Source organism: Bradyrhizobium jicamae (assembly GCF_001440395.1).
Lineage (GTDB): Bacteria > Pseudomonadota > Alphaproteobacteria > Rhizobiales > Xanthobacteraceae > Bradyrhizobium > Bradyrhizobium jicamae.
Genome location: NZ_LLXZ01000218.1, coordinates 27888 through 50763, shown reverse-complemented (window position 1 = coordinate 50763; position 22876 = coordinate 27888). Strand labels below are relative to the sequence as shown.

Annotated in this window: 22 protein-coding genes; 12 read left to right on the top strand and 10 right to left on the bottom strand. The window is 63.2% G+C overall.

The window, feature by feature from the left end; genetic code table 11:
* The first annotated feature begins 133 nt into the window (after nucleotides 1-133).
* The 3 genes from CQ12_RS38475 to CQ12_RS38465 all read left to right on the top strand — a co-directional run bounded on the left by CQ12_RS38475 (nucleotide 134) and on the right by CQ12_RS38465 (nucleotide 2555).
* Complete coding sequence (locus tag CQ12_RS38475; protein ID WP_057840435.1) at nucleotides 134-613, top strand: PH domain-containing protein; 480 nt, start codon at nucleotides 134-136, stop codon at nucleotides 611-613.
* 3 nt (nucleotides 614-616) lie between these two features.
* Nucleotides 617-1384: a bifunctional 2-polyprenyl-6-hydroxyphenol methylase/3-demethylubiquinol 3-O-methyltransferase UbiG gene (gene ubiG, locus CQ12_RS38470; protein ID WP_057840434.1), complete on the top strand. Its 768-nt coding sequence runs from the start codon at nucleotides 617-619 to the stop codon at nucleotides 1382-1384.
* 271 nt (nucleotides 1385-1655) lie between these two features.
* Entirely contained in the window at nucleotides 1656-2555 is a 900-nt protein-coding gene (locus CQ12_RS38465; RefSeq protein ID WP_057840433.1) for a DMT family transporter, read from the top strand.
* Nucleotides 2556-2685: 130 nt separating this feature from the next.
* Here the strand turns inward: CQ12_RS38465 and CQ12_RS38460 are convergent, their stop codons facing one another.
* Genes CQ12_RS38460 through CQ12_RS38445 form a run of 4 tightly spaced genes read right to left on the bottom strand, consistent with a single transcriptional unit; the run spans nucleotide 2686 to nucleotide 5154 of the window.
* Nucleotides 2686-3156 carry a DUF1178 family protein gene (locus CQ12_RS38460; protein WP_057840432.1) on the bottom strand — a complete coding sequence of 157 codons (471 nt, stop codon included), beginning with the start codon at nucleotides 3154-3156 and terminating at the stop codon, nucleotides 2686-2688.
* Nucleotides 3153-4031 (bottom strand): carbon-nitrogen hydrolase family protein, encoded by an 879-nt coding sequence (locus CQ12_RS38455; RefSeq protein ID WP_057840431.1) that lies wholly within the window; start codon nucleotides 4029-4031, stop codon nucleotides 3153-3155. Before CQ12_RS38455 ends, CQ12_RS38460 begins: the two co-directional genes overlap by 4 nt.
* Complete coding sequence (gene grxC, locus CQ12_RS38450; protein WP_057840430.1) at nucleotides 4028-4300, bottom strand: glutaredoxin 3; 273 nt, start codon at nucleotides 4298-4300, stop codon at nucleotides 4028-4030. Before grxC ends, CQ12_RS38455 begins: the two co-directional genes overlap by 4 nt.
* 44 nt (nucleotides 4301-4344) lie before the next feature.
* Nucleotides 4345-5154, bottom strand: a complete 810-nt coding sequence (locus tag CQ12_RS38445) for a ComF family protein (RefSeq protein ID WP_057840429.1) — start codon at nucleotides 5152-5154, stop codon at nucleotides 4345-4347.
* A gap of 78 nt (nucleotides 5155-5232) precedes the next feature.
* On the opposite strand from CQ12_RS38445, the gene CQ12_RS38440 reads away from it, so the two are divergent.
* Nucleotides 5233-6078 (top strand): methyltransferase domain-containing protein, encoded by an 846-nt coding sequence (locus CQ12_RS38440; RefSeq protein WP_057840428.1) that lies wholly within the window; start codon nucleotides 5233-5235, stop codon nucleotides 6076-6078.
* 121 nt (nucleotides 6079-6199) lie between these two features.
* On the opposite strand, the gene CQ12_RS38435 is transcribed toward CQ12_RS38440, so the two are convergent.
* The 3 genes from CQ12_RS38435 to CQ12_RS38425 all read right to left on the bottom strand — a co-directional run bounded on the left by CQ12_RS38435 (nucleotide 6200) and on the right by CQ12_RS38425 (nucleotide 8919).
* On the bottom strand, nucleotides 6200-6610 hold the full coding sequence (locus CQ12_RS38435) for a (deoxy)nucleoside triphosphate pyrophosphohydrolase (protein WP_057840427.1): 411 nt from the start codon (nucleotides 6608-6610) through the stop codon (nucleotides 6200-6202).
* A 15-nt stretch (nucleotides 6611-6625) separates the two neighbouring features.
* Nucleotides 6626-7867 (bottom strand): bifunctional glutamate N-acetyltransferase/amino-acid acetyltransferase ArgJ, encoded by a 1242-nt coding sequence (gene argJ / locus CQ12_RS38430; RefSeq protein ID WP_057840426.1) that lies wholly within the window; start codon nucleotides 7865-7867, stop codon nucleotides 6626-6628.
* Nucleotides 7868-7998: 131 nt separating this feature from the next.
* Nucleotides 7999-8919: a peptidylprolyl isomerase gene (locus CQ12_RS38425; RefSeq protein WP_057840425.1), complete on the bottom strand. Its 921-nt coding sequence runs from the start codon at nucleotides 8917-8919 to the stop codon at nucleotides 7999-8001.
* A 347-nt stretch (nucleotides 8920-9266) separates the two neighbouring features.
* Between CQ12_RS38425 and secA the strand changes: the two genes are divergently transcribed.
* The gene (gene secA, locus CQ12_RS38420) at nucleotides 9267-12107 is read left to right on the top strand and encodes a preprotein translocase subunit SecA (RefSeq protein ID WP_057840424.1); all 2841 of its coding nucleotides are present in this window, start codon (nucleotides 9267-9269) and stop codon (nucleotides 12105-12107) included.
* A gap of 217 nt (nucleotides 12108-12324) precedes the next feature.
* Here the strand turns inward: secA and CQ12_RS38415 are convergent, their stop codons facing one another.
* Together CQ12_RS38415 and CQ12_RS38405 are read right to left on the bottom strand one after the other, a co-directional pair.
* The gene (locus CQ12_RS38415; protein ID WP_057840423.1) at nucleotides 12325-12660 is read right to left on the bottom strand and encodes a GYD domain-containing protein; all 336 of its coding nucleotides are present in this window, start codon (nucleotides 12658-12660) and stop codon (nucleotides 12325-12327) included.
* A gap of 318 nt (nucleotides 12661-12978) precedes the next feature.
* Nucleotides 12979-13446 carry a MarR family winged helix-turn-helix transcriptional regulator gene (locus tag CQ12_RS38405; RefSeq protein ID WP_057840479.1) on the bottom strand — a complete coding sequence of 156 codons (468 nt, stop codon included), beginning with the start codon at nucleotides 13444-13446 and terminating at the stop codon, nucleotides 12979-12981.
* Between the two features lie 153 nt (nucleotides 13447-13599).
* On the opposite strand from CQ12_RS38405, the gene CQ12_RS38400 reads away from it, so the two are divergent.
* From CQ12_RS38400 to CQ12_RS38370, 7 genes are all read left to right on the top strand, one after another.
* Nucleotides 13600-14784, top strand: a complete 1185-nt coding sequence (locus tag CQ12_RS38400) for a substrate-binding domain-containing protein (protein ID WP_057840421.1) — start codon at nucleotides 13600-13602, stop codon at nucleotides 14782-14784.
* A 148-nt stretch (nucleotides 14785-14932) separates the two neighbouring features.
* Nucleotides 14933-16447: an amidase gene (locus CQ12_RS38395; RefSeq protein ID WP_057840420.1), complete on the top strand. Its 1515-nt coding sequence runs from the start codon at nucleotides 14933-14935 to the stop codon at nucleotides 16445-16447.
* 36 nt (nucleotides 16448-16483) lie between these two features.
* Entirely contained in the window at nucleotides 16484-17341 is an 858-nt protein-coding gene (locus CQ12_RS38390; RefSeq protein ID WP_057840419.1) for a branched-chain amino acid ABC transporter permease, read from the top strand.
* A 3-nt stretch (nucleotides 17342-17344) separates the two neighbouring features.
* The gene (locus tag CQ12_RS38385) at nucleotides 17345-18565 is read left to right on the top strand and encodes a substrate-binding protein (RefSeq protein WP_057840418.1); all 1221 of its coding nucleotides are present in this window, start codon (nucleotides 17345-17347) and stop codon (nucleotides 18563-18565) included.
* A 64-nt stretch (nucleotides 18566-18629) separates the two neighbouring features.
* The gene (locus CQ12_RS38380) at nucleotides 18630-19670 is read left to right on the top strand and encodes a branched-chain amino acid ABC transporter permease (RefSeq protein ID WP_157088742.1); all 1041 of its coding nucleotides are present in this window, start codon (nucleotides 18630-18632) and stop codon (nucleotides 19668-19670) included.
* Nucleotides 19657-20391 (top strand): ABC transporter ATP-binding protein, encoded by a 735-nt coding sequence (locus CQ12_RS38375; protein ID WP_057840416.1) that lies wholly within the window; start codon nucleotides 19657-19659, stop codon nucleotides 20389-20391. Before CQ12_RS38380 ends, CQ12_RS38375 begins: the two co-directional genes overlap by 14 nt.
* Complete coding sequence (locus CQ12_RS38370) at nucleotides 20384-21085, top strand: branched-chain amino acid ABC transporter ATP-binding protein (protein ID WP_057840415.1); 702 nt, start codon at nucleotides 20384-20386, stop codon at nucleotides 21083-21085. The genes CQ12_RS38375 and CQ12_RS38370 overlap by 8 nt, the downstream gene beginning before the upstream one ends.
* A gap of 76 nt (nucleotides 21086-21161) precedes the next feature.
* On the opposite strand, the gene CQ12_RS38365 is transcribed toward CQ12_RS38370, so the two are convergent.
* On the bottom strand, nucleotides 21162-22646 hold the full coding sequence (locus tag CQ12_RS38365; RefSeq protein ID WP_057840414.1) for a L,D-transpeptidase family protein: 1485 nt from the start codon (nucleotides 22644-22646) through the stop codon (nucleotides 21162-21164).
* Between the last annotated feature and the right edge of the window lie 230 nt (nucleotides 22647-22876).

Sequence of the window (22876 nt, the reverse complement as noted above, 5' to 3'; positions counted from 1 at the left end):
CACGGAAAGTGGAGCGCCCGGGTCGAAAGCGGCGTATACATAGCGGCGCGGTCCGGGGCAAGCACCCCCGGTTCCGTTTTCGACCCAAAATAGCGCAAATTGCTGTGGTAGCGGGTTAATTCAGGGCGAGCGTATGGGCCGATATATCGATGAGATCCTGCAGCCCGGGGAAAAGGTGCTGTATTCAACCAACGCGCACTGGATCTTTTTCCTGCCGGCGATCATCGGCTGGATTGTGGCGGGCGTATTCCTGGTGCTCTCGGGCCTGGTGTCAGCGGGACCACCCGTATTGATCTGTCTGTCGCTGGCGGCGATCTCAGCCGTCGCTGCATTGTACAAGACGGCAACCGCCTGGTTCCATCGCTGGACCACCGAGACCGACGTCACCAATTTCCGCGTCGTTCACAAGACCGGCTTTGTAAAGCGGCAGACGTTCGAGATGAGTGTGGACAAGGTTGAGAGCGTTGACGTCAACCAGAGCATCCTCGGTCGCCTCCTCAACTACGGCGACGTGACGGTCCTGGGGGTCGGCGAGGGTGGCAAGACCCTCGATATGATCGCGTCGCCATTGTCGTTCCGCAATGCCATCACCGCACGACCGGCCGGCACCTGAACCATGGCCATGCAGCAGAATTCTTCCGCCGGTTTCTCCGCCACCGGCTCGACCGTTGACCCGGCCGAGGTCGCGAAATTCTCCAAACTGTCCGACGAGTGGTGGGACCCCAAGGGCAAGATGGCCCCGCTGCACAAGATCAATCCGCTGCGGCTCGGCTACATCAGAGACGCCGCATGCCGCAAGTTCGAGCGCAATGCCCGGAGTCTGAGCTGCCTGTCGGGACTGCGGATCCTCGATATCGGCTGTGGCGCGGGCCTGCTGTGCGAGCCTTTGACGCGTCTCGGCGCGCAGGTGATCGGAGTCGATCCCTCGGCAACCAACATCGCCGCCGCCAGACTGCATGCCGACAAGGGTCATCTGTCGATCGACTATCGCTGCACCACCGTCGAGCAGATGGACCACCGCGAGCGCTTCGACATCGTGCTGGCGATGGAAGTGATCGAGCATGTCACCGATGTCGGCGCATTCCTCACCCGCTGTGCGGCCATGGTCAAGCCGGGCGGGCTGATGGTGGTCTCGACGCTGAACCGCAACTGGAAGAGCTTTGCGCTCGCGATCGTCGGCGCGGAATACGTCCTGCGCTGGCTGCCGCGCGGCACCCATCAGTGGGACAAGTTCGTCACGCCGGATGAGCTTGCCCAGCATCTCGCCAACAACCGCCTCACCATCACCGAGCAGGCCGGTGTGGTCTATAACCCGCTCGCCGACCGGTGGAGCATCTCCTCCGACATGGACGTGAACTACATGGTGGTGGCGGAGGGCGTGTAGTCGATCCCGGCACCTTAGCCACATAACCGGTGTCGTCCCTGCCTAGTGCGCAATTGCGCACGGGCGCAGGGACCCATAACCATATGTGTTCATTGTTGCGCGAAAGTCGTCGACCAGCGGAATAAGATTGAGAAGCCGCGGCGTATGGGTCCCTGCGTTCGCAGGGACAACATCACCTTTGCGGTTGGACGCAATCCTGTCATGACGCCGCTTCGGTTGACCTGACCCATCCCGCCCGGCACGGTGCGGCAGCTTCCCGCCGGTATTCCCCATGCTGTCCCTCGCGACCCTCTGGATTCCCTTCACTCTCATTGCTGCGTTCGGCCAGGTCGCGCGCAACGCGATGCAGCGCTCGTTAACGGGCCCGCTCGGGACCTGGGGCGCGACCAATATCCGCTTCCTGTTCGGCTTTCCGTTCTCGGTTATTTTCTTTGCGCTCGCGATTGCCGTCACCGGCGATCCCGTGCCTTGGCCGACGGCGGTGTTCTGGCCGTGGCTGCTGCTCGGCGCGCTCAGCCAGATCGTCGCCACCGGCTTGATGCTGCTGGCAATGAACGACCGCTCCTTTGTCGTGACGACGGCCTACCTGAAGACCGAGGCTATCCAGACCGCGATCTTCGGATTCATCTTCCTCAGCGACCATTTGACGGTGCTGAAGGTGATCGCGATCCTGATCGCGACCGTCGGCGTGGTCATCACTGCGCTGCGGCCGGGCGGCGAGAAGGGCTTTGCCGAGCTCAAGCCGACGATCATCGGTCTCGTTGCCGCCGGTTGCTTTGCGCTGTCGGCCATCGGTTTCCGCGGCGCGATCATCACGGTGCCCGGCGTCTCCTTCGTCACCGCGGCGTCCTACACACTAGTATTCGGCCTGTTCGTGCAGACGCTGGTGCTGACGGTCTATCTGCTCGCCCGCGCGCCCGATGTGCTGATGAAGATTTTCGGCCTGTGGCGGCCTTCGATGCTGGCGGGTTTCATGGGCGCGTTCGCCTCGCAATTCTGGTTTCTGGCTTTCGCGCTGACGGCGGCGGCCAACGTGCGCACGCTGGCGCTGGTCGAGGTGCTGTTTGCGCAGGCGGTTGCGTATTACTCGTTCAAGCAGCCCATTTCGGCGCGCGAACTTTTGGGCATCGTGCTGATCGTGGCTGGCGTGGCGCTATTGGTGGCGGCGTAGCCAGAAGCCGTAGATCCGGGATTCGTAGGGTGGGCAAAGGCGCGCTTGCGCCGTGCCCACCATTCTCAATTCGCGAAAGGTGATGGTGGGCACGCTGCGCTTTGCCCACCCTACGGAATCGCGCTTCGCGCTAATTCCGATCGTCCGGCAGCACCGGCAACGGAGAAACCTCAACGCCTTCGTCGATCAGCGCACGGGCCTCGTCGGGTGAAGCCTCGCCATAGATCGGACGATGCTCGATGTCGCCGTAATGCATCTTGCGCGCTTCGTTGGGGAAGCGCTCGCCGACATTGTCGGCATTTTTCACGATATGATCGCGCAATTCCTTCAGCTTCGTGCGCAATTCGCGTTCCTGCGCCATCAATAGCGGCGTCGATTCCGATCCGGTTGCTTCCGCAGGCGCGGCTGGCGCGGGCGCGGCTTGCTCGCGGCCCTTCTTGCTGACGATCTGCGGGGCCATGATGGCGCGCTCGACCTTCACCGAGCCGCAAGCAGGGCAGCTCACCAGCCTGCGCTTTTCCTGGCTTTCATAGGCCGCGGAGCTTTGAAACCAGCTCTCGAACGCATGGCCCTTCTCGCAGCGAAGGTTGTAGCGGATCATGCCGAGCCCCGGACGAGATGCAGGTGCTCCGGGCCGGCCTTGGGGTCGGCGATGCCGAAGCGCCTGCCGTGCTGCAGCGACGGCACGGCTTTCCGCGCCGTCTCCACCCTGGATGTGTCGATCTTGGCGAGGAACACGCCGGGCTCGACGCCGCCTTCGGCGAGAATTTCGCCCCAGGGCGCGATGATCAGCGAGTGGCCGTAGGTCTCGCGCTTGTTCTCGTGCATGCCGGCCTGCGCCGCGGCGAACACGAAGCAGCCGTTCTCGATGGCGCGGGCGCGGAGCAGCGTGTGCCAATGCGCCTCGCCGGTCTTCTTCGTGAACGCGGAAGGGACGGTGAGGAACGATGCGCCGGCTTCGGCCAGCGCCCGGTAGAGCGCCGGAAAGCGCACGTCGTAGCAGATCGTCAGGCCGATGCGGCCCCACGGCAGATCGGAGATCACGGCGGTTTCGCCCGGCTGGTAGTTGGCGGACTCGCGATAGCTCTCGCCGCCGGGCAGGTCGATATCGAACATATGGATCTTGTCGTAGCTGGCGAGCAGATTGCCGTCGGGCCCGATCAGGAACGAACGGTTGACGGCGCGGTCCGGCGAGAAGCGCAGCGCCAGCGAACCGATATGGAGATGGATCTTCAATTCCGCCGCCAGCGCGCGATAGGCTTTCAGCGAGAGATCGTCTTCTTCCGGGGCGAGATGCTCGAACAGCGCCTTGCGGTTCAGCTGCATCATGTTGCTCACTTCGGGCGTGAGCACGTAGTCGGCCCCCTGGGCCACGGCCTCGCGGATCAGTGTGACACCCTGATCGAGGCTCGGCTCAGGCAGCAGCCCGGTGCGCATCTGCACCATGGCGGCGGTGAAGGTGGAACCAGCGCTCATGAGGAGGCCTTTTCTCCGGCCAGCAAGGCGTCGAGCTTGCCGGCGCGGTCCAGCGCGTAAAGCTCGTCGCAGCCGCCGACGTGGGTTGTGCCGATGAAGATCTGCGGAAAGGTCGAACCGTGGCCGGCACGGTCGTACATCTGATCGCGATAGGCCGGGTCGGTCGCCACGTTCAATTCCGTGAACGCGGCATTCTTGCGCGTCAGCAGCGATTTGGCGGCGGTGCAGTAGCCGCAGCCCGGACGGGTATAGATTTCAATGGCAGTCATGGCGCGCCCTGATTTGGCGAGTCTTTGAATTACAAGTCGTTGAATTATATGGGAGCCCGGTGGCTGTCCACAACCCGCGCGAATACCAGCACGTCGACCTGCGCCGCCTTGGCGCGCAACAGCGCACGGGCGCAGGCGTCGGTGGTGGCGCCTGATGTTAGCACGTCATCGATCAGGATGACGCGGCGGCCCTGAATGTCGGCCATGCGATCGGCGGCGACCTTGAAGGCGCCCTGCACATTGCTGGCGCGCTGCGGCCGCGACAGGCCGATCTGCTGCTCGGTCGCGCGAATGCGGCGAAGCGCCTCAGCGGCCAGTTTGACGCCACTTTGCTGCGAAATCGCCCGCGCCAGCGCGCCGGACTGGTTGTAGCGGCGGCTCCAACCGCGTCGCCAGTGCAGGGGTACCGGCACCAGCACGTCGGCGTCGTCGAGTAATTCCTTCCCCGCCCGGGCCATCCAGCGGCCCATCGCGGGCGCGAGATCGGTGCGGTCCTGGTACTTCAGCGCATGAACAAGCGTGCGGGCGACGTCGTCATAGCGCACCGCGGCGCGGGCGCGCTGATAGGCCGGCGGATTGGCGATCGCCTCCATCGACAGCAATTCGGGGCCGGGATCATAGACAAAGGGAATGCCGAGCCGCGGGCAGAACGGCGGCGCAATGAACGACAGTTTGGCCCAGCATGCCGCGCAGACGCCCTCACCATCCACCGCCTCGCGGCATGAAACGCACTGCGTCGGCAGCGCGATGTCGAGCAAGAGCCGCGGGATGTGTGTGAACATGTCGCGGCAGGCGCCGAGCGCGCCGCGAAGATGGCTTGCGATGGAGCGTGATGGTGATGCCTCGGCGTCCATGGAGGGAGGCTAGCGCCGTGCTGCGGGCGGCTCAAGCGCGGCATTGCCAGAGATGGGCAGCCAGCGTACCAACCGCGCATGGCTTCGAACCCGACCAGTGCGCCCCTCCTGTTCGACCGCGCATTGCTGCGTGCACGAATGGACCGCGCGCGGCGTGGCGGGCCCGTGACGTTTCTGCTTGATCGCGTCAGAGAGGATTTTGAAGAGCGGCTGCAGGCGGTGATGCGGAATTTTGCCGACGTGGCGGATATCTGGACGCCGGATGAACTGCTGCAGAAGTCATTGACCGATCGTTTCCGGTCGATCGTGCGCCTCGATGTCGATCGATCGGAAGTTCTTTCGCTGCAACCGGAATCCCTCGATCTCGTCGTCTCCGCGCTCGCATTCCAGTTCGTCAATGATCTCCCCGGCGTGCTGGCGCAGATCCGCCGCGCGCTGAAGCCGGATGGATTGTTGCTGGCGGCGATGCTCGGCGGCGACACGCTGACCGAGCTCCGGCAAAGCTTTGCTGCGGCGGAAGCCGAATGCGAGGGCGGGGTGTCGCCGCGGGTTGTGCCGTTCGCCGATCTGCGCGACGTCGGCGCGCTGCTGCAGCGGGCGGGCTTCGCGCTGCCGGTGACCGACGTCGATCGCGTCGTGGTGCGCTACGACAGCGCGTTTGCGCTGATGGCCGATCTCAGGCGGATGGGGGCGACCAATATCCTGGTCGAGCGGCGGCACACGCCGACCCGTCGCGCGACCATGTTGCGGATGGCGCAGATTTACGGCGAGCGGTTTGCCGACGCGGATGGCCGCATCCGCGCGACGTTCGATATTGTCTGGCTGTCCGGGTGGGCGCCGCATGAAAGCCAGCAGAGGCCGCTGCGGCCGGGATCGGCGAAGGCGAGTCTGGAAGAAGCGGTGAAGCAGGTGAAGCGCGATTGACGCGCAATTCCCTTCGGCGGAAGCCGCGAACAGGGCCCCATTCTACTTTGCATGGGGTTGTTTTCGCGATTTTGTGACGCCAGCCCATCATTGTCCACCGGGGGGACGCCGACCTCCCGCTTCACATCAGCAAATCAATCAGATGCGGGATCAGTGGAATGTCCGCGGGCGGCATCGGGTAGTCGCGCAGCTTGTTGGCGCGGACCCAGGCCAGTTGCTGGCCCTCGCGGGCGATTACCGTGCCTTCCCAGCGCCGGCAGATGTAGAGCGGCATCAGCAAATGAAAGCTGTCATAGGCGTAGCTGGCAAAGGTCAGCGGCGCCAGGCAGGGCTCGCTGACATCGATGCCGATCTCCTCGTGCAGCTCGCGGATCAGGGTCTGCTCCGGCCGCTCGCCGGGCTCGACCTTGCCTCCGGGAAATTCCCAGAGGCCCGCGAGCGCCTTGCCTTGCGGGCGCTGCGCGATCAGCACGCGCTTGTCGGTATCGACGAGGGCGCAGGCGACCACGAGGGTGAGCTTGATGTCTGCCATGCGCCGCTGTCTCGCTTAGGATCGGTAGTCGCCGTTGATCGCGACATATTCCTTGGTGAGATCGCAGGTCAGCACGCGGTCGCGGCCCTTGCCGAGGCCGAGGGCGACCTTGATCTGGATCTTCGGGTTCTTCATCACCTCGGAAACCTCAGCCTCGTTGTAGGACGGATCGCGCGCGCCGCTCCTGGCGACGCGGATGCCGTTGAACGAGATCGAAAGCTTGTCGCGGTTGGCGGGCTCGCCGGCCTTGCCGACCGCCATCACCACGCGGCCCCAATTGGCGTCCTCGCCGGCGATCGCGGTCTTCACCAGCGGCGAGTTCGCAATCGACATCGCGATCTTGCGCGCCGAGGTCTTGGTGGTCGCGCCTTCGACGATCACCTCGACCAGCTTGCGCGCACCTTCGCCGTCGCGGGCGACCTGTTCGGCAAGGTCCGCCAGCACCTCGTGGAAGGCCTTGGCGAAAGCCTTCAGTCGGGGATCGCTGGCGCGGCTGATCTTCGGCGCGCCATTGGCCGCGGCCGTGCCGGTTGCGAAGGCCAGCAGCGTATCCGACGTGGATGTGTCGCTGTCGATGGTGATGGCGTTGAACGTGTCCTCGACGCCGCTCTTGAGCAGCGACTGCAGCACGGCGGATGACAGCGGCGCGTCGGTGAATACGAACGACAGCATGGTGGCCATGTCGGGCGCGATCATGCCGGCGCCCTTGGCCATGCCGTTGATGGTGACCTTGGTCTTGCCGAGCTTCACCGTCGCGGTTGCGACCTTCGGGAAGGTATCGGTGGTCATGATCGCCTTGGCGGCGTCCATCCAGTGGTCGGGCGTGGCAGCTTCAGCCAGTGTTCCCAGCACGCCGTCGAACTTGGTGCCATCAAGCGGTTCGCCGATGACGCCGGTGGAGGCGAGGAATACGTCTGATGTCGAGCAGCCGACCGCCTTCGCAGCGATCTGCGCGGTCAGCGCCGTCGACTGCTTGCCGGTCTTGCCGGTGAATGCATTGGCATTGCCGGAATTCACCACCAGCGCACGGGCCTGTCCCCGGCCAAGCTTGGCACGGCACCACTCTACCGGCGCGGACGGGCATTTCGATTTGGTGAAGACGCCGGCGACCGTGGTTCCCTTGTCCATGACCGCGAGCAGTACGTCGGTACGGTTCTTGTAACGGATGCCGGCGGCAGCGGTCCCGAGCTTCACGCCCGAAATCGCGGGCATATCGGGGACATCGGTCGGGGCGAGGGGGGAGACGGTAGTGGACATGCGAGCACCTTCTTCGACCAGATCAACCGCAGCCGGGGCCGCCAACTCGTCCCCAGACATGGAACGGCCGGGCGCTTCGGCCCGGCCATGAATGGTAGATACTATCGGTCTCGAAGAAGTGACAGCGTTTTTTACTTCTTTGCCGGCGCCATCTTGGAGTCCGCGGGCTTGGCGGCATCCGGCTTGGCGTCGGTCTTGGCGGCTTCGGCCGGCTTGTCCATGCGCTCGACCTTGGCGGCTTCGCGCAGCTTGGCGACGTATTCGGCCTGTGCCTTGCGCGTTACATAGGTCTCGATCTGCGCCTTGACCTGCTCGAAGTCGGGCGCCTTGCGGGCGCGCTTTTCCTCGACCTTGATGAGGTGCCAGCCGAATTGCGACTTCACGGGATCGGAGATCTTGCCGGGTTCGAGCGTGAAGGCGACGGCGGAGAATTCCGGCACCATCTGGTCCTTGGTGAAGAAGCCGAGATCGCCGCCATCGGAGGCGCCGGGGTCCTTGGACTTCTTCTTCGCCAGTTCGGCGAAGTCGGCGCCCTTCTTCAGCTCTTCCGCGATCGCCTTGGCCTCGTCCTCGGTCTCGACCAGGATGTGCCGGGCGTGGACTTCCATTTCGCCGGTGATCTGCTTGGAGGCCTCCTCATAGACCTTCTTCATGGCCTCTTCGGTGGTCGCGGCCTTGCCCTCGGATGCGAGCAGGCTGTCCATCAAAAGGCGGCTGCGGGTGAAGGCCAGGCGCTTCTTGAAGTCCTCGGAATTCTCGACCTTTTTGTCCTCGGCGGCCTTGGCGACGATTTTCAGGTCGATCAGGAAGGCCAGCACGTTGTCCTTTTTGGTCGCGGGGTCCATTTGCGCGAGGCTGGGGCCCAGTTCCTCCTCCGCGAGCGCAACGTCGCTCTGGCGGATCTCGACGCCGTTAACCTTGGCGAGAACGGGGTTGTCCTGGGCACGAACCGGCAGGCTGGCAGCCAGAATCGCAGCCAGGCAGGCCGTTGCGGCCAGGGTGGCCGCGCCGAAGCGCAGGCCGGTTTTCGTTTCCGGGAACGAGGTGGTCATGGAAAATCCTTGTCTTGAAGAGGGGGCGGCAAAGGCGGCGGGACACTCGCCCAATCATGCCGGCTTGGCAACGCGAAAAGTCTGTCAAAATGATGAATTCCTTGACAGATGGACCCACGTTGACAAGGCCCCGACCCAGCCATATCTGTGCCGGAACCTCCAGCGGCGATAGCGCTTATTTTGCTGCGTTTTTTGCCGTTGAACCTTGGATTGCTTAATTCCCACTCATTAGGCGGATGATGCCCCGGAACGGGTATTTGCCGCGATGCGTCACGGTGAGTTGATAGGCAACTTGGTGGTCCACGTCACGGCTCGCAACGCAAGTAACGGCAAAGGCAGGAATTGGCATGATCGGCGCGCTCGCCCGCAAGTTTTTCGGCTCCGCCAACGACCGGCGGGTGAAGGGGTATCAGTCCCGAGTCAACGCCATCAACGCGCTTGAGCCCGAGGTCTCGAAACTATCGGACGAGGCGCTGAAGGCCCGCACCGCCGAATTCCGCCAGCAGCTCGCCGACGGCAAGACGCTCGACGACATCCTGGTGCCGGCCTTCGCCACCGTCCGCGAGGCCGCCAAGCGCACCCTCGGCCAGCGGCATTTCGACGTCCAGCTGATCGGCGGCATGGTGCTGCACGAGGGCGACATCGCCGAGATGAAGACCGGCGAAGGCAAGACGCTGGTGGCAACCCTGGCGGTCTATCTCAACGCACTGGCCAGCCGCGGCGTCCACGTCGTCACCGTCAACGATTACCTCGCCCGTCGCGACTCGGAATGGATGGGCCAGATCTACAATTTCCTCGGGCTCACCGTCGGCGTGATCGTGCACGGCCTCGATGACGCCGAGCGCAAGGAAGCCTATTCGCGCGACATCACCTACGGCACCAACAACGAATACGGTTTCGACTATCTGCGCGACAACATGAAATACCGGCTGGAGGACATGGTCCAGCGCGGCCACTTCTACGCCATCGTCGACGAAGTCGACTCGATCCTGATCGACGAGGCGCGCACGCCGCTGATCATCTCCGGTCCGCTCGACGACCGTTCGGACTTCTACAACACCATCGATACCTTCATGCCGAAGCTGGAGAAGAAGACCGACTACGAGGTCGACGAGAAGCAGCGCACGGTGACGCTGACCGAAGGCGGTATGGAGAAGATCGAGACGCTGCTGCGCGATGCCGGCCAGCTCAAGGGCGATTCGCTCTACGACGTCGAGAACGTCTCGGTCGTGCACCACGTCAACCAGGCGCTGCGCGCCCACTCGCTGTTCACCCGCGACAAGGACTACATCGTTCGCGATGGCGAGGTCGTCATCATCGACGAATTCACCGGCCGCATGATGCCGGGGCGGCGCTATTCCGAAGGCCTGCACCAGGCGCTGGAAGCCAAGGAGCATGTCCAGGTCCAGCCGGAAAACCAGACGCTGGCCTCGATCACCTTCCAGAACTATTTCCGTATGTACGAAAAGCTGTCGGGCATGACCGGCACGGCCGCGACCGAAGCCGACGAACTGTTCGACATCTACAAGCTCGAGGTCGTGGAAATCCCGACCAACGTGCCGGTGGCGCGTCTCGACGAGGACGACGAAGTCTACCGCACCCAGAACGAGAAATACGCCGCGATCCTGACGGAGATCGAGCGCGCCAATGCGCGGATGCAGCCGGTGCTGGTCGGCACCGCCTCGATCGAAAAGTCGGAAGTGCTGGCCGATTATCTGAAGAAGCACGGCTACAAGCAGATCGATTTCGGCAGCGAAGCCGGCATGGAGAAGCTCTATGCCGCCGCGCGCGCCGGCAAGCCGGCAAAACTGTTCGCGGTCCTGAACGCGCGCTTCCACGAACAGGAAGCCTATATCGTCGCCGAGGCCGGCGTCCCCGGCGCGATCACGATCGCGACCAACATGGCGGGCCGCGGTACCGACATCAAGCTCGGCGGCTCGCTCGATATGCGGATCCAGCAGGAGACCGCCAACATCACCGACGAGGCCGAGAAGGCCAAAAAGATCGAGCAGATCAAGGCCGACATCGAGCGCTTCCGCGAGATCGTGCTGAAGGCCGAGGAAGTGGTCGAGATCGAGCCGGCCAAGGGCTCAAAGCCGGCCAAGACGGTGACCAAGCCGGGCGGGCTCTACATCATGGGCTCGGAGCGGCACGAATCCCGCCGCATCGACAACCAGCTCCGCGGTCGTTCCGGCCGTCAGGGCGACCCCGGACGTTCGAAATTCTTCCTGTCGCTGGAAGACGATCTGATGCGGATCTTCGGCTCCGATCGGCTCGACACCATGCTGCAGCGGCTCGGCCTCAAGGAGGGCGAGGCCATCATCCATCCCTGGATCAACAAGGCGCTGGAGAAGGCGCAGCAGAAGGTCGAGGCCCGCAACTTCGACATCCGCAAGAACCTGCTCAAATTCGACAACGTCCAGAACGATCAGCGCAAGGTGATCTTCGATCAGCGCGTCGACCTGATGAAGGACGACAGCGTCGCCGAGACGGTTGCCGACATGCGCCACGCCTTTGTCGACGACGTCGTCGCCAAGCACGTGCCCGAGCATGCCTATGCCGAGCAGTGGGACGTTGCCGGCCTCAAGGACGAATTGAAGCGCGTGCTCGACGTCGACCTTCCCGTCGACGAATGGGCCAAGGAAGAGGGCATCGCCGACGAGGAATTGCTGGCGCGCATCGAGAAGCATGTCGACGAGCACATGGCGGCCAAGGTCGCACAATGGGGCCCCGACGTGATGCGTTACGTCGAGAAGACCATCCTGCTGCAGACGCTAGATCACCTCTGGCGCGAGCATCTGATCATGCTCGACCATCTGCGGCAGGTGATCGGCCTGCGCGGCTACGGCCAGCGCGATCCGCTGCAGGAATACAAGTCGGAAGCCTTCAGCCTGTTCGAGGCGATGATCGCGCATCTGCGCGAGGCGGTGACGGCGCAATTGATGCGCGTCGAGATCGTACCGCCGGAAGAGCAGCAGCCGGTGCTGCCGGCGATGGAGGCGCACAAGTTCGATCCGAACACCGGCGAAGACGAGATGGCGTTCGCCAACGCCTCGCTGGTGCCCCAGGTCGCCGCCGCCGATCGCGATCCGAAAAACCCCACCAGCTGGGGCAAGGTCGGCCGCAACGAGGATTGCCCCTGCGGCAGCGGCAAGAAGTACAAGCACTGCCACGGCAAGTACGGTTAGGCTCGCGCTGAATCAGCAGGGTGGGCAAAGGCGCTCTTGCGCCGTGCCCACCAGAAGCGGCACACGATATGCTTGATGGTGGGCACGCTTACGCTTTGCCCACCCTACGGCCTAGGCGCTGATTTCAGAGGACGACAATGGTGGCAGGTCATCGCCTGCCACCATTTTTTATGACCGTGCTCGACAGTGTGCAGGCAAGTAGCCTGTTATCGATCACTTAGCCGCCGGGCGGCGTGTATGAGCCTTTAATCTGCGCTGCCTTCTGGCGAACCGCCGTAATTTCATCCGGCGTCCACAGACGAGTGAGGGTTACATTGTGAACGGCGCCGCTCGCAATCACAACGCCTGACATCGCCGATGCTGAGTTGGGATCGGGCACATCAAAGATCACGAGAACGCCGGGCCCGTTGGCAGCAGTGCTGTACATCGAAATCAACTTGCCGCCGGCGGCTTCGACCATCTTCTTGGCCGCTTCGTAACGACTGGTCTTGGGGTTTTCCAGAATCGCGTTGAGAGATTTTGGCGTGTATTGTGCGGTCATACAAAAATGCATGATGTCCTCCTGTTGGGGCGTGTTTGATCGATGAGGCGCTGGCCTCTCGTCCGGCTCAAATGAAAAGCGAGCCGGCCCAAAACCTGGAGATGAAGGACTTTAGCCCCGCCGTGGGCATGATGCCGCTGATACTCTGGCGGGTCTTCGGCACTACCCGCTGGCGGCCTGTCGTCAGGCTATATCAACTTCATACCGCGCGGAAGAGCGCGCTGGTTTGGCCAGCGATCGCCTGAGGCGATCACTCCCTTACCGTTGCCTGCAGTTATGGCCGTGGCGGGTCTCGCCTGCGAAACGACACGCTTTAGTACGTGCGAACGCTCAGTTCGAGCTGTCGATCAGGCTTTCCAGCAACCGTTTGAGCTCGTTGGTCGACTTGTCGCCATAGCTTTCCACGATGTGCTCTTCCTGGCTCACCGCCAGCGAATTCAGCCGCTTGCTCAGCGCCTTGCCGCGGTCGGATACGAACATCAGGACCTTGCGGCGGTCCTTGGGATCCTGAACACGGTAGACCAGCGCGTCCGACACCATGCGGTCGACCATCTTGGTCAACGTCGGATGGTTGAGGAGCACAGCGTCCGCAAGCTCGCCCATCGAATGGCCGTTGCCATCGGACAGGACTTTAAGGATGCGCCACTGCTCGACGGGCACGCCTTCCTTGCTCAGCCGCATCTCCAACTGCCGGTTGATCTCCCGGTTGGCCTGCGCGAGCAGATAGGCGAGATGTTCAGTGATCGGAGAGTTGTCTTTCGGCGGTCTGGCCACGGCTGAGACTTTGTCTTGACCCATTTTGAATGAATGTCCGGCAATCGGTGCCATTTCTATATGCACTTCAATTGTTGAATATTCAATATTTTCAAATAGGATATTTCCCCAACTAAGGGCGGATGCCGCGGCCGCCCGCTGGATGCGTTGCACTACTGCTGCCAGACAGGAGTTGGCGTGCTTTCGACCGTACATTTTCCGGCCCAAGGCAGTCTCGCGATGCCGCCATCGCTGCTGTTTCGAAACCTCTCGTCGGCGGCGGACAATCTTGACCTGTCCACGATCAAGCCGGGCTCGTCACGGCGCCGCGGCGCGCACAGCAAGCTGCGGATCGGCAACTTCCTCACCTTTTCCGGTTCGCCCGGAATCTGGGGACCCACGTCCACCAACAGCGTCGTGCTGGCGATCGATGAAATCAACCGGCGCGGCGGCATCCTGGGGCGCGAACTCGAGCTGTCGGTCTATGAATCCGGCGGACCGCTCGAGGACATCGTGCGCCGCGCCGAGCAGGCAATCGCCTTCGATGAAGTCGATCTCATCATGGGGTCGCATATCAGCGCGGTCCGCGTGGCGCTGCGCAAGGTCACCCGCAACCGCATTCCCTACATCTATACCCCCGTCTATGAGGGCGGTGAGCAGACGCCGGGTGTCATGGCGATCGGCGAGACGCCGCGCTGGCAAAGCCGGCCGGCGATCCATTGGCTGGCGGATGTCAAGAAGGCTTCGCGCTGGTATCTGATCGGCAGCGACTATGTCTGGCCCTGGCAGTCGCATCGCGCGGTGAAGAAATACATTGCCGAGGCCGGTGGCCGCGTCGTTGGCGAGGAGTTCGTTCCCGTTGGCGAAGACAATCACGAGGCACATCTGGCGCGCATCAAGGCGGCGCGGCCGGACGTCGTGCTGATTTCCCTGATCGGCACCGATAGCATCACCTTCAATCGTGCGTTCGGCGAATGTGGTCTCGCCGCCACCACGCTGCGGCTTGCCGGTGCGATGGACGAAACCGTCCTGCTCGGCATCGGCGCCGACAACACCGACCACCTTTATTGCGCCTCCGGCTACTTCAATTGCGTCGGCTCGCGCGCCAATGACGATTTCCTGATCCGCTATCGCGCGATGTTCGGCCCACACGCCCCGCCAATCGGCTCGGTCGGCCAATCCAATTACGAGGGATTGCGGTTCCTCGAAGCGGCAGCCAACCAGGCCGGCTCGTTGTCGATGAGGCCGCTGCTCTCGGCGGCGCGCAACGTGGTGTACGCAGGCGCCCGCGGCCCCATCACCATCCGCAATGGCCGTGCCGAGATGCCGATGTATCTCGCCGAGGCCGATGGTCTCGACTTCAGGGTGATCAAGACGATCTAGAAACGCCGCGACGATCTTCGTCAGCCGAAATCCGAAATAATACTTGAAAAGGAAAATATTTCCGTTTTCAATACCGACGTGAAGCCGACGGCCGGCATCAAGCGGTCGGGGCGGCGCGCCCAGGGACTCGAAGCTTCAGGAGAACGTCGTGTCAGTCGTCTTACCAACCCCAACGCAACTTCGTGCGGTCGCCGAACAGTGCGGCCTTTCGCTGACCGAGGAAGACGTCGCCTCGTTCCGCGGCCTGATGCAAGGCTCGATCGACGCCTACAATCTCGTCGCGGCAATGCCGGACGAGGTACCCGCGGTGAAGTATCCGCGCACGCCCGGCTATCGCCCGTCGCCGGAAGAGAACCCGCGCAACGCCTGGTACCGCAAGTCGACGGTGAAAGGCGCCGCGTCCGGCAAACTCAAGGGCAAGACGGTCGCGCTCAAGGACAACATCATGCTGGCCGGCGTGCCGATGATGAATGGATCGGCGACGCTGGAGGGCTATGTGCCCGATTTCGACGCTACCATCGTCACGCGCATGCTGGACGCCGGCGCCGAGATTGCCGGCAAGGTTCACTGCGAATCCTTCTGCATGTCCGGCGGCAGCCATACCGGCGCGGTGGGGCCAGTGCACAATCCGCACAAGATGGGCTATTCGGCCGGCGGCTCGTCGTCGGGTTCAGGCGTTGTCGTCGCCCTCGGCGAGGTCGACATGGCGATCGGCGGTGACCAGGGTGGTTCGATCCGCATGCCGTCCTCATTCTGCGGCACGTACGGCATGAAGCCGACCTGGGGGCTGGTTCCCTATACCGGCATCATGCCGATCGAAATCTTCGTCGATCACACCGGGCCGATGACGGCGACAGTTGCCGACAACGCATTGCTGCTGGAGGTGATTGCCGGCGACGACGGCTATGATCCGCGCATCAAGGCCCCGAAGGTCGAGGAATACACCAAGGCGCTCGGCGCCGGCGCCAAGGGAATGAAGATCGGCATCCTGAAGGAAGGCTTTGAGCAGCCGACCGCGGAAGCCGCAGTCAATGAGAGCGTGCGCGAAGCGGCGATGCGCTTCAAGGACCTCGGCGCCTCGGTCGAGCAAGTCTCGATCCCGATGCATCTGACCGGCCCCGCGATCTGGACGCCGATCGGCACCGAAGGCATGACGCAGACCATGATGTATGGCGACGGCTATGGCCTGAGCCGTGCCGACCTCTATTCGACCTCCCTGATGGATTTCCATCGTGGCTGGCGGCGGCAGGCCGATTCGCTGTCGGAGACCACCAAGCTGTTCCTGCTGCTCGGCACCTACATCAACAACAATTTCGGCCCGCGCTACTACGGCAAGGCGCTCAACATCTCGCGGCGGCTGACCGCGGCCTATGACAAGGCGTTCAAGGACTACGATCTCCTGCTGCTGCCGACGACGCCGATGAAGGCGACGCCGCTGCCGCCGGCCAATGCCAGTCGCGAAGACTATGTCGCCCGTGCGCTGGAGATGATCTCCAACACCGCGCCGTTCGACATCACGCATCACCCGGCGATGTCGCTGCCCTGCGGCATGGTTGACGGCCTGCCTGTCGGCCTGATGCTGGTCGGCCGCATGTTCGAGGAATCCACGATCTACCGCGCCGCGCACGCCTTCGAGCAGATCGGCGACTGGAAGAAGATGTGAGCAACGCTTTGTTGCAGGCGGGTTGGATCGCAAGGCATGGCTAGCACCTTCGTGGCGGCGTTCGAGATCCTGAGTTTCGGCGCGATCATCGTTCTGGTCGTGCTGGGACTCGGAATCATCGCCAGCATGATGGGGATCTTCAACTTTGCGCAGGGCGAATTCGTCCTGCTTGGCGCCTACGTTACCTATCTGGCGTTCAGCCGCGGCGCTCCCATCTGGGCCGGCATGCTCGCGGCGCCCTTCATCGTCGGCGCGTTCGGCTTCGTGCTGGAGGCGCTTATCATCCGCCGCTTCTACGCCGCACCTATCGTGGCGATGCTCGGCACCTATGCGCTCGGCCTGATCATCCGCGAGAGCGTACGCGGCCTGATCGGCGGCTTCTATCTGACTGTGCCGGAGCCGATCGGCGGCTCGATCGATATCGGCACCATGCACATTTCGGCGTGGCGCTTCACCATCATCATAATCACCCTGCTGGTCATGGGCGGTTGCTATCTCCTGCTGTCGCGTACCAGTTTCGGCCTTCGCGTGCGTGCGACGCTGGAAAATCCTGCACTGGCGCGGGCGTCGGGAATTTCGACGCCCTTGATCTACGGCGCCACCTTTGCCTTCGGGGCCGCGCTGGCGGGGCTTGCCGGCGCGCTGATCGTACCCGTGTTCAGCCTGTTCGCCGATCTCGGCATCCGCTTCCTGATCCAGGGCTTTGTCGCGGTCATGGTCGGCGGCGTCGGATCCTTCATCGGGCCGGTTGCCGGAGCGGGCCTGATCGGAACGCTCAGCGCCGCACTGCCCTGGATCATGGCGCCCGTCGTCGCTGATGTACTCGTCTTCGTGCTTGCCATCGTCTTCATCAAATTCCGGCCGCAGGGCCTCATATCGGGGAAAGGGGTTTAGCCAATGTCCATCGATCGAATGAATCTCACGCGTCGCCGCTTCATGAGCAATTTTGCCTTCGCAACCGGTGCGCTTGCCACCGGGGTCGGCAGCTGGGTTGTCCGGCCCGACTGGGCCAATGCCGCCGAAGGCCCGATCAAGGTTGGCATCGCGACCGACCTGACCGGTCCGATGGCTTATGCCGGCAATGCCGACGCCAACGTCGCCAAGATGGTGATCAAGGAGATCAACAATGCCGGCGGCCTGCTCCGCCGGCCACTCGAGCTCTACATCGAGGACACCGCCTCCAACGAATCGGTCGCCGTCGGCAACGTCCGCAAGCTGGTGCAGCGCGACAAGGTCGACATGGTGCTCGGCGGCATCACCTCTTCGATGCGCAACGCGATCAAGGATCCGATCGTGGCGCGCGGCAAGACGCTGTACATCTATCCGCAGCTTTACGAGGGCAAGGAATGCACGCCCAATCTGTTCTGCACCGGGCCGACCCCGGCGCAGCAATGCGACGAGTTCATTCCCTGGCTGATCAAGAACGGCGGCAAGAAGTTCGCGCTGCCGAGCGCCAACTACGTCTGGCCGCACACGCTCAACGTCTATGCCCGCAAGGTGATCGAATCCAACGGCGGCGAGGTCGTGTTCGAGGAATACTACCCGCTCGACCAGGTCGATTTCTCAGCCACGGTGAGCCGCGTCATCTCCAACAAGGTCGACGTCGTCTTCAACACCGTGATCCCGCCCGGCGTCGGGCCGTTCTTCAAGCAGCTCTATGAGGCAGGCTTCCTCAAGAATGGCGGACGGCTCGCCTGCGTCTACTATGACGAGAACACGCTCAACATCAATCAGGCCAACGAGATCGAAGGTCTCGCGAGCTGTCTCGACTACTTCAAGGCGCTGACCAAGGAAGATCCGGTCAGCGCGAAGATCCAGGCCGCCTACGAGAAGGATTTTCCCGGCAACTTCCTGTTCGCAGCCGGCAGCGCCGCGACCGGCACCTATCGCGGGCTGAAGCTGTGGGAAGCGGCAGTCAAGGAAGCCGGCAAGATCGACCGCGACGCGGTGGCAGCAGCCCTCGATCACGCCAAGATTGCGGAAGGTCCGGGCGGACCGGCCGAGATGGTGCCTGGCAAGCGGCATTGCAAGATGAAGATGTACACGGCCGTTGCCAAAGGCGGGAACTATGAGATCGTGGGACGCAGCAACGGCCTCGTCGATCCCAAGGAATGCTGAGTGATCCATGGGCGCAGCAAAGCAGGCCCTCCGCGCAACGCTGAGCGAAGGGCCGGAAGTTTCAATGGCTGACAACGGACCGGACCAAGCATCGCCGGTGCGGCAGGCCGCGGCAGGACTGAAAGTCCTGCCGATCGTGGAAGGATTGGTGCTGATCGTCGCGCTGATCCTGCCGCTGTTCCTGCAGGACTATCTCACGGTGTTCGCCACCCGGGTCATTATCCTCGCGCTGTTCGCGCTTTCGTTCGATCTGGTGTGGGGTTATGCCGGCATCATGAGCTTCGGCCAGGCCCTGTTCTTCGGCTCGGCCGGCTATGGGGTCGCATTGTTGGCGCGCGACCTCAACATCACCTCGATCCTCCTGGTGCTGCCGGCGGGAACGCTGATCGGGCTCACCACCTCGCTCCTGCTCGGTGGCTTTCTGCTGCTCGGCCGGCATCCCTCCAGCGTAATCTTCGTCGCGCTCGGTACGCTTACCGGGTCCTACGCCGCCGACCGCCTGGCGCGCGGCTGGTACTATCTCGGCGGACAGAACGGCATTCCCTCGATCCCGCCGATGTCGCTCGGCAGCTACGACCTCACCGAGGGACCGGTCTACTATTACTTTGCGCTCGGCATTCTCGCGATCGTCTATCTGCTGTGCCGTTTCCTGGTGCGGTCGCAGTTCGGCCTGGCGCTCGCCGGACTTCGCGAGAACGAGCAGCGCATCGCCTTCTTCGGCTACAAGGTCCAGCACCTCAAGGCGATTGTGTTCGCCGTCGGCGGCACCATCGCGGGCCTTGCCGGCAGCCTCTACGCGTTTCACGAGGGCTTCGTCTGGCCCAACATGCTGGGCGTGGTGATCTCGACCCAGGTCGTGCTTTACGTTTTGTTCGGCGGATCGGGCACGTTGATCGGTGCGGTCATCGGCGCCGTCATCATCGAGGGCGTCAGCTTCTGGCTCTCGGACAATTATCGCGAGATCTGGCCGATCATTCTCGGCGTGCTGCTGCTGCTGGTGATCCTGTTCCGCCCGCTCGGGCTGATCAGTTTCGTGCTCGGCGAACGCGAGCGCGTCGGCAGTTTCGGGGCGGCACGCAAGGAGAAGCGCAATGCCGCTCCTTGAAGCCACCGACATCGGCAAGGTGTTTGGCAAGCTCACCGCGCTGGACGGCGCGGCCCTGACGGTGGGCGATAACGAATTTCACGGCCTGATCGGGCCGAACGGCTCGGGAAAAAGCACGCTGATGAAGTGCGTCGCCGGGGCGGAGATGCCGACCCGGGGCAAGGTCAGCTTCGTGAACCGCGACATCACCGCGCTGTCGCCGACCGAGCGCGCCCGCGCCGGCATGAGCCTCAAATTCCAGATCACCAGCGTGCTGCCGACGTTGACGCTGTATGACAACATCCTGCTGGCGCTGCAGGCGCAGTCGTCGCTGTTCGATCTGGTGTTCTCGCGCACGCGCGGCGTGCTGCACGACCATGTAATGATGATGTTGAGCCAGTTTCGTCTCGCCGACCGCGCACATGACGCTGCCGCAGCGCTGTCGCACGGGCAGCAGCAATGGCTGGAAATCGCCATGGCGCTTGCCGGCAAGCCGCGGCTGTTGCTGCTGGACGAGCCGACCGGCGGCATGAGCCTGGAGGAGCGTCGAGTCACGGGCGAGTTGCTGCAGCCGATCAAGCAGCATTGCTCGCTTGTGATTGTCGAGCACGACCTGGATTTCATCCGCGATATCTGCGACCGCCTTACCGTGCTCGACCAGGGCCGCGTGCTCGCTTCCGGAACGGTCGCCGAGATCCAGGCCAACAGAAACGTCCAGGAGATTTATCTGCGCCGTGCCTGAACAGACATTTCTCGATATCAGGCATCTCGATGCCGGTTATGGTCGCAGCCAGGTGCTGTTCGATGTCAACATCGACATCCCCTGGCGCGGCGGTGTCGCTGTGCTCGGCCGCAACGGCGCGGGCAAAACCACGCTGATGAAGACGATCGTCGGCGAGCTTGCGAGTTCGAAGGGGGAATTGTTCTTCGACGGTCACGACATCACCCGGCGCCGCACCGAGGAGCGGGTCCGCTCGGGCATCGGCTATGTGCCGCAGGAACATTCGGTGTTCGCGCGCCTCTCGGTGCGCGACAATCTCGCAGTCGGCTCGTTGTTCAATTACGATCCGGCAGCGGTCGATCGGGTCCTTGCCATTTTCCCGAAGCTCGGGCAGCGGCTCGACCAGCCGGCCGGCACGCTGTCGGGTGGCGAGCGCAAGATGCTGGCGATCGGGCGTGCGATGTTGGGGAATCCCAAATTGCTGTTGCTGGACGAGCCGACCGAAGGCGTCTGGGTCGGCGTGATCGAGGAGATTACCGAGCGACTGATTGAATTGGCCAAGCAGATCGCGGTCGTCGTCGTTGAGCAGCATCTCGACCTCGCGCTGCGCGTCGCCGATTACGCCTATGTGCTCGATCGCGGTCGGGTGGCGCTGCAGGGAGCGGCAGGCGAGGTGCGGAGTGATCCGGAACTGTTGCGGTATCTAGCGCCATAGCACGCGCGCCTGCGAAGGCGCCTGCATCGACGGCTGATCGGGCCGGGAAAAGTCCGTCCGGGAAAGTCTGTGGCGCTTACTTCACCGCCCCGAAGCGGCTGTCGAACGAGTTCGTCGACACGATCGGCGCAGAGCCCGAGACCTGATTGTCCTTGGCGGCCGGAGTATCCGACAGCGACGGCTTCAGCGGCGGGCGGCTTGCGGCAGCGTGCTTGGTGTCGGGCTTTGGTGCCGTGGTCTTGGGTGCGGACGCTTCAGGACGCGGCGGCTGCTTGGTCTCGGCCGCCTTCGGTTTTGACGGCGGCGTGCTGGCGGTGGCGTCGGCCGCACCGCCACCGAACCCGACCTTGCGAGCGAGATTGGAGAACCACCCATCATTCTGGCTTGTGGCTGCCGGCGCGGCATTGGCGACCCGCGTCGGGGCAGGGGCTGCTGCCGGAGCCGGCGCGGCGACCAGCTTCGGCTGTTCGGGCGCACCCATCAGCAAATTCTCGGAAGGCGCCCGGTCGGCGGGTGCTTTCGGCGGATTGACGTGGGAGGGCACGGTGCCGGGCGCCCGTGCCATCAGCGACAGGGAGCCGTCGCCGGGCTCGGAAAGACCGGTGTTGCCCTCCGGTACGCGGGCGGCGAACACCCGGTGCATACCGCCGTCGATGCCGGTATTGGTCCGTGCCACCGGCGTCCCCTTGGCGATCAGCCGCGCGGTTTCGGCGAGGTCGGTGGCCTGCTTGTCGCGGACGGCGTCGGCGATTTCGTCCGACATCGCATAGGCGGGGCACTTGGAGGAGGCTTCGAACACCGGATCCCTGGTGGAGCCCGGCGGCTTGATCGCATCGAACACGTATTTCTTGTCGCAGAAATCGACCTTCGGCTCCTGCTTCGTCACCTCGAAATGATCATTGCCTTCCTTGATCATTTTCCAGAACGGCATGTTCGGGTTGTTGCGATGCTTCGCCATGTTCGTTGGCGTCATCTTGAACGGATAGGCCTGCAACTGGAACGACTTCTGGCCGCCGAAGAAGGATTCGCGGCCCAGCGAATAGATTTCCGCGATCTGCTCGTCGGTCATCGCGTAGCAGCCGCGCGAGGAGCAGTCGCCATGCACCATCAACTGCGAGCCGGTCCGGCCAAGCGCCTTGTCGAACGCGTTGGGATAGCCGGTGTTGAAGGAGAGGTAGTAGGCCGACTGCGGATTCATCTGCGCCGGCGAGATCGAATAGAAGCCTTCCGGCGCCTGGCGGTCGCCTTCCTTGATCTTGGGGCCGAGATCGCCCGACCAGCGGCAGATCGGATAGGTCTTCAGGAGCGCGAAGCGACCGGAGCGGTCCTGCTTCCAGATTTCCAGTTCGGCTTCCTGCTTGAACAGGCGGACCAGGATCGGCGACTGCAGATCCATGTCCTTTGCGGTCATGTCGGCGACCAGCTTTGGCGGGACCGGCTGGTTGGCCTTGGCGTTATTGGCGAGCGACATGTCCTCGCCGTTACAGCCGGCCAGCAATGCGCCCGTACCTGCGAGGGCAGCCGACGTGACGAGCGCGCGAACCAGCGACCGGTTAATCAAAGGCTAAGCTCCACACCCACCGGGCATTTTCGCACCCCAAATCATGGCGAACATGCCCTGAAGCCATTGCATAAAATAGTACCCTTTGACCTCCTGCGCCGCAACCCGAACGAGACCGTCCAGCGGCTGCGGCGGCAGCCATGGTCAACAGAATTTAAAGACCGGCGCCGCGGCCTAATTGCGGCCGAATCAAGAGCGCTGGCGAAAATAATGGCCGTTTAGAGGTTGTT

Excerpts from the sequence above, each read along its gene's own strand:
- secA (WP_057840424.1), top strand. The coding sequence starts at position 9,267 with ATGATCGGCGCGCTCGCCCGCAAGTTTTTCGGCTCCGCCAACGACCGG.
- CQ12_RS38415 (WP_057840423.1), bottom strand. The coding sequence starts at position 12,660 with ATGCATTTTTGTATGACCGCACAATACACGCCAAAATCTCTCAACGCG.
- CQ12_RS38445 (WP_057840429.1), bottom strand. The coding sequence starts at position 5,154 with ATGGACGCCGAGGCATCACCATCACGCTCCATCGCAAGCCATCTTCGC.
- CQ12_RS38435 (WP_057840427.1), bottom strand. The coding sequence starts at position 6,610 with ATGGCAGACATCAAGCTCACCCTCGTGGTCGCCTGCGCCCTCGTCGAT.
- CQ12_RS38380 (WP_157088742.1), top strand. The coding sequence starts at position 18,630 with ATGGCTGACAACGGACCGGACCAAGCATCGCCGGTGCGGCAGGCCGCG.
- CQ12_RS38375 (WP_057840416.1), top strand. The coding sequence starts at position 19,657 with ATGCCGCTCCTTGAAGCCACCGACATCGGCAAGGTGTTTGGCAAGCTC.
- grxC (WP_057840430.1), bottom strand. The coding sequence starts at position 4,300 with ATGACTGCCATTGAAATCTATACCCGTCCGGGCTGCGGCTACTGCACC.
- ubiG (WP_057840434.1), top strand. The coding sequence starts at position 617 with ATGGCCATGCAGCAGAATTCTTCCGCCGGTTTCTCCGCCACCGGCTCG.
- CQ12_RS38390 (WP_057840419.1), top strand. The coding sequence starts at position 16,484 with ATGGCTAGCACCTTCGTGGCGGCGTTCGAGATCCTGAGTTTCGGCGCG.
- CQ12_RS38475 (WP_057840435.1), top strand. The coding sequence starts at position 134 with ATGGGCCGATATATCGATGAGATCCTGCAGCCCGGGGAAAAGGTGCTG.
- CQ12_RS38440 (WP_057840428.1), top strand. The coding sequence starts at position 5,233 with ATGGCTTCGAACCCGACCAGTGCGCCCCTCCTGTTCGACCGCGCATTG.
- CQ12_RS38455 (WP_057840431.1), bottom strand. The coding sequence starts at position 4,031 with ATGAGCGCTGGTTCCACCTTCACCGCCGCCATGGTGCAGATGCGCACC.
- CQ12_RS38465 (WP_057840433.1), top strand. The coding sequence starts at position 1,656 with ATGCTGTCCCTCGCGACCCTCTGGATTCCCTTCACTCTCATTGCTGCG.
- CQ12_RS38385 (WP_057840418.1), top strand. The coding sequence starts at position 17,345 with ATGTCCATCGATCGAATGAATCTCACGCGTCGCCGCTTCATGAGCAAT.
- CQ12_RS38425 (WP_057840425.1), bottom strand. The coding sequence starts at position 8,919 with ATGACCACCTCGTTCCCGGAAACGAAAACCGGCCTGCGCTTCGGCGCG.
- argJ (WP_057840426.1), bottom strand. The coding sequence starts at position 7,867 with ATGTCCACTACCGTCTCCCCCCTCGCCCCGACCGATGTCCCCGATATG.
- CQ12_RS38460 (WP_057840432.1), bottom strand. The coding sequence starts at position 3,156 with ATGATCCGCTACAACCTTCGCTGCGAGAAGGGCCATGCGTTCGAGAGC.
- CQ12_RS38405 (WP_057840479.1), bottom strand. The coding sequence starts at position 13,446 with ATGGGTCAAGACAAAGTCTCAGCCGTGGCCAGACCGCCGAAAGACAAC.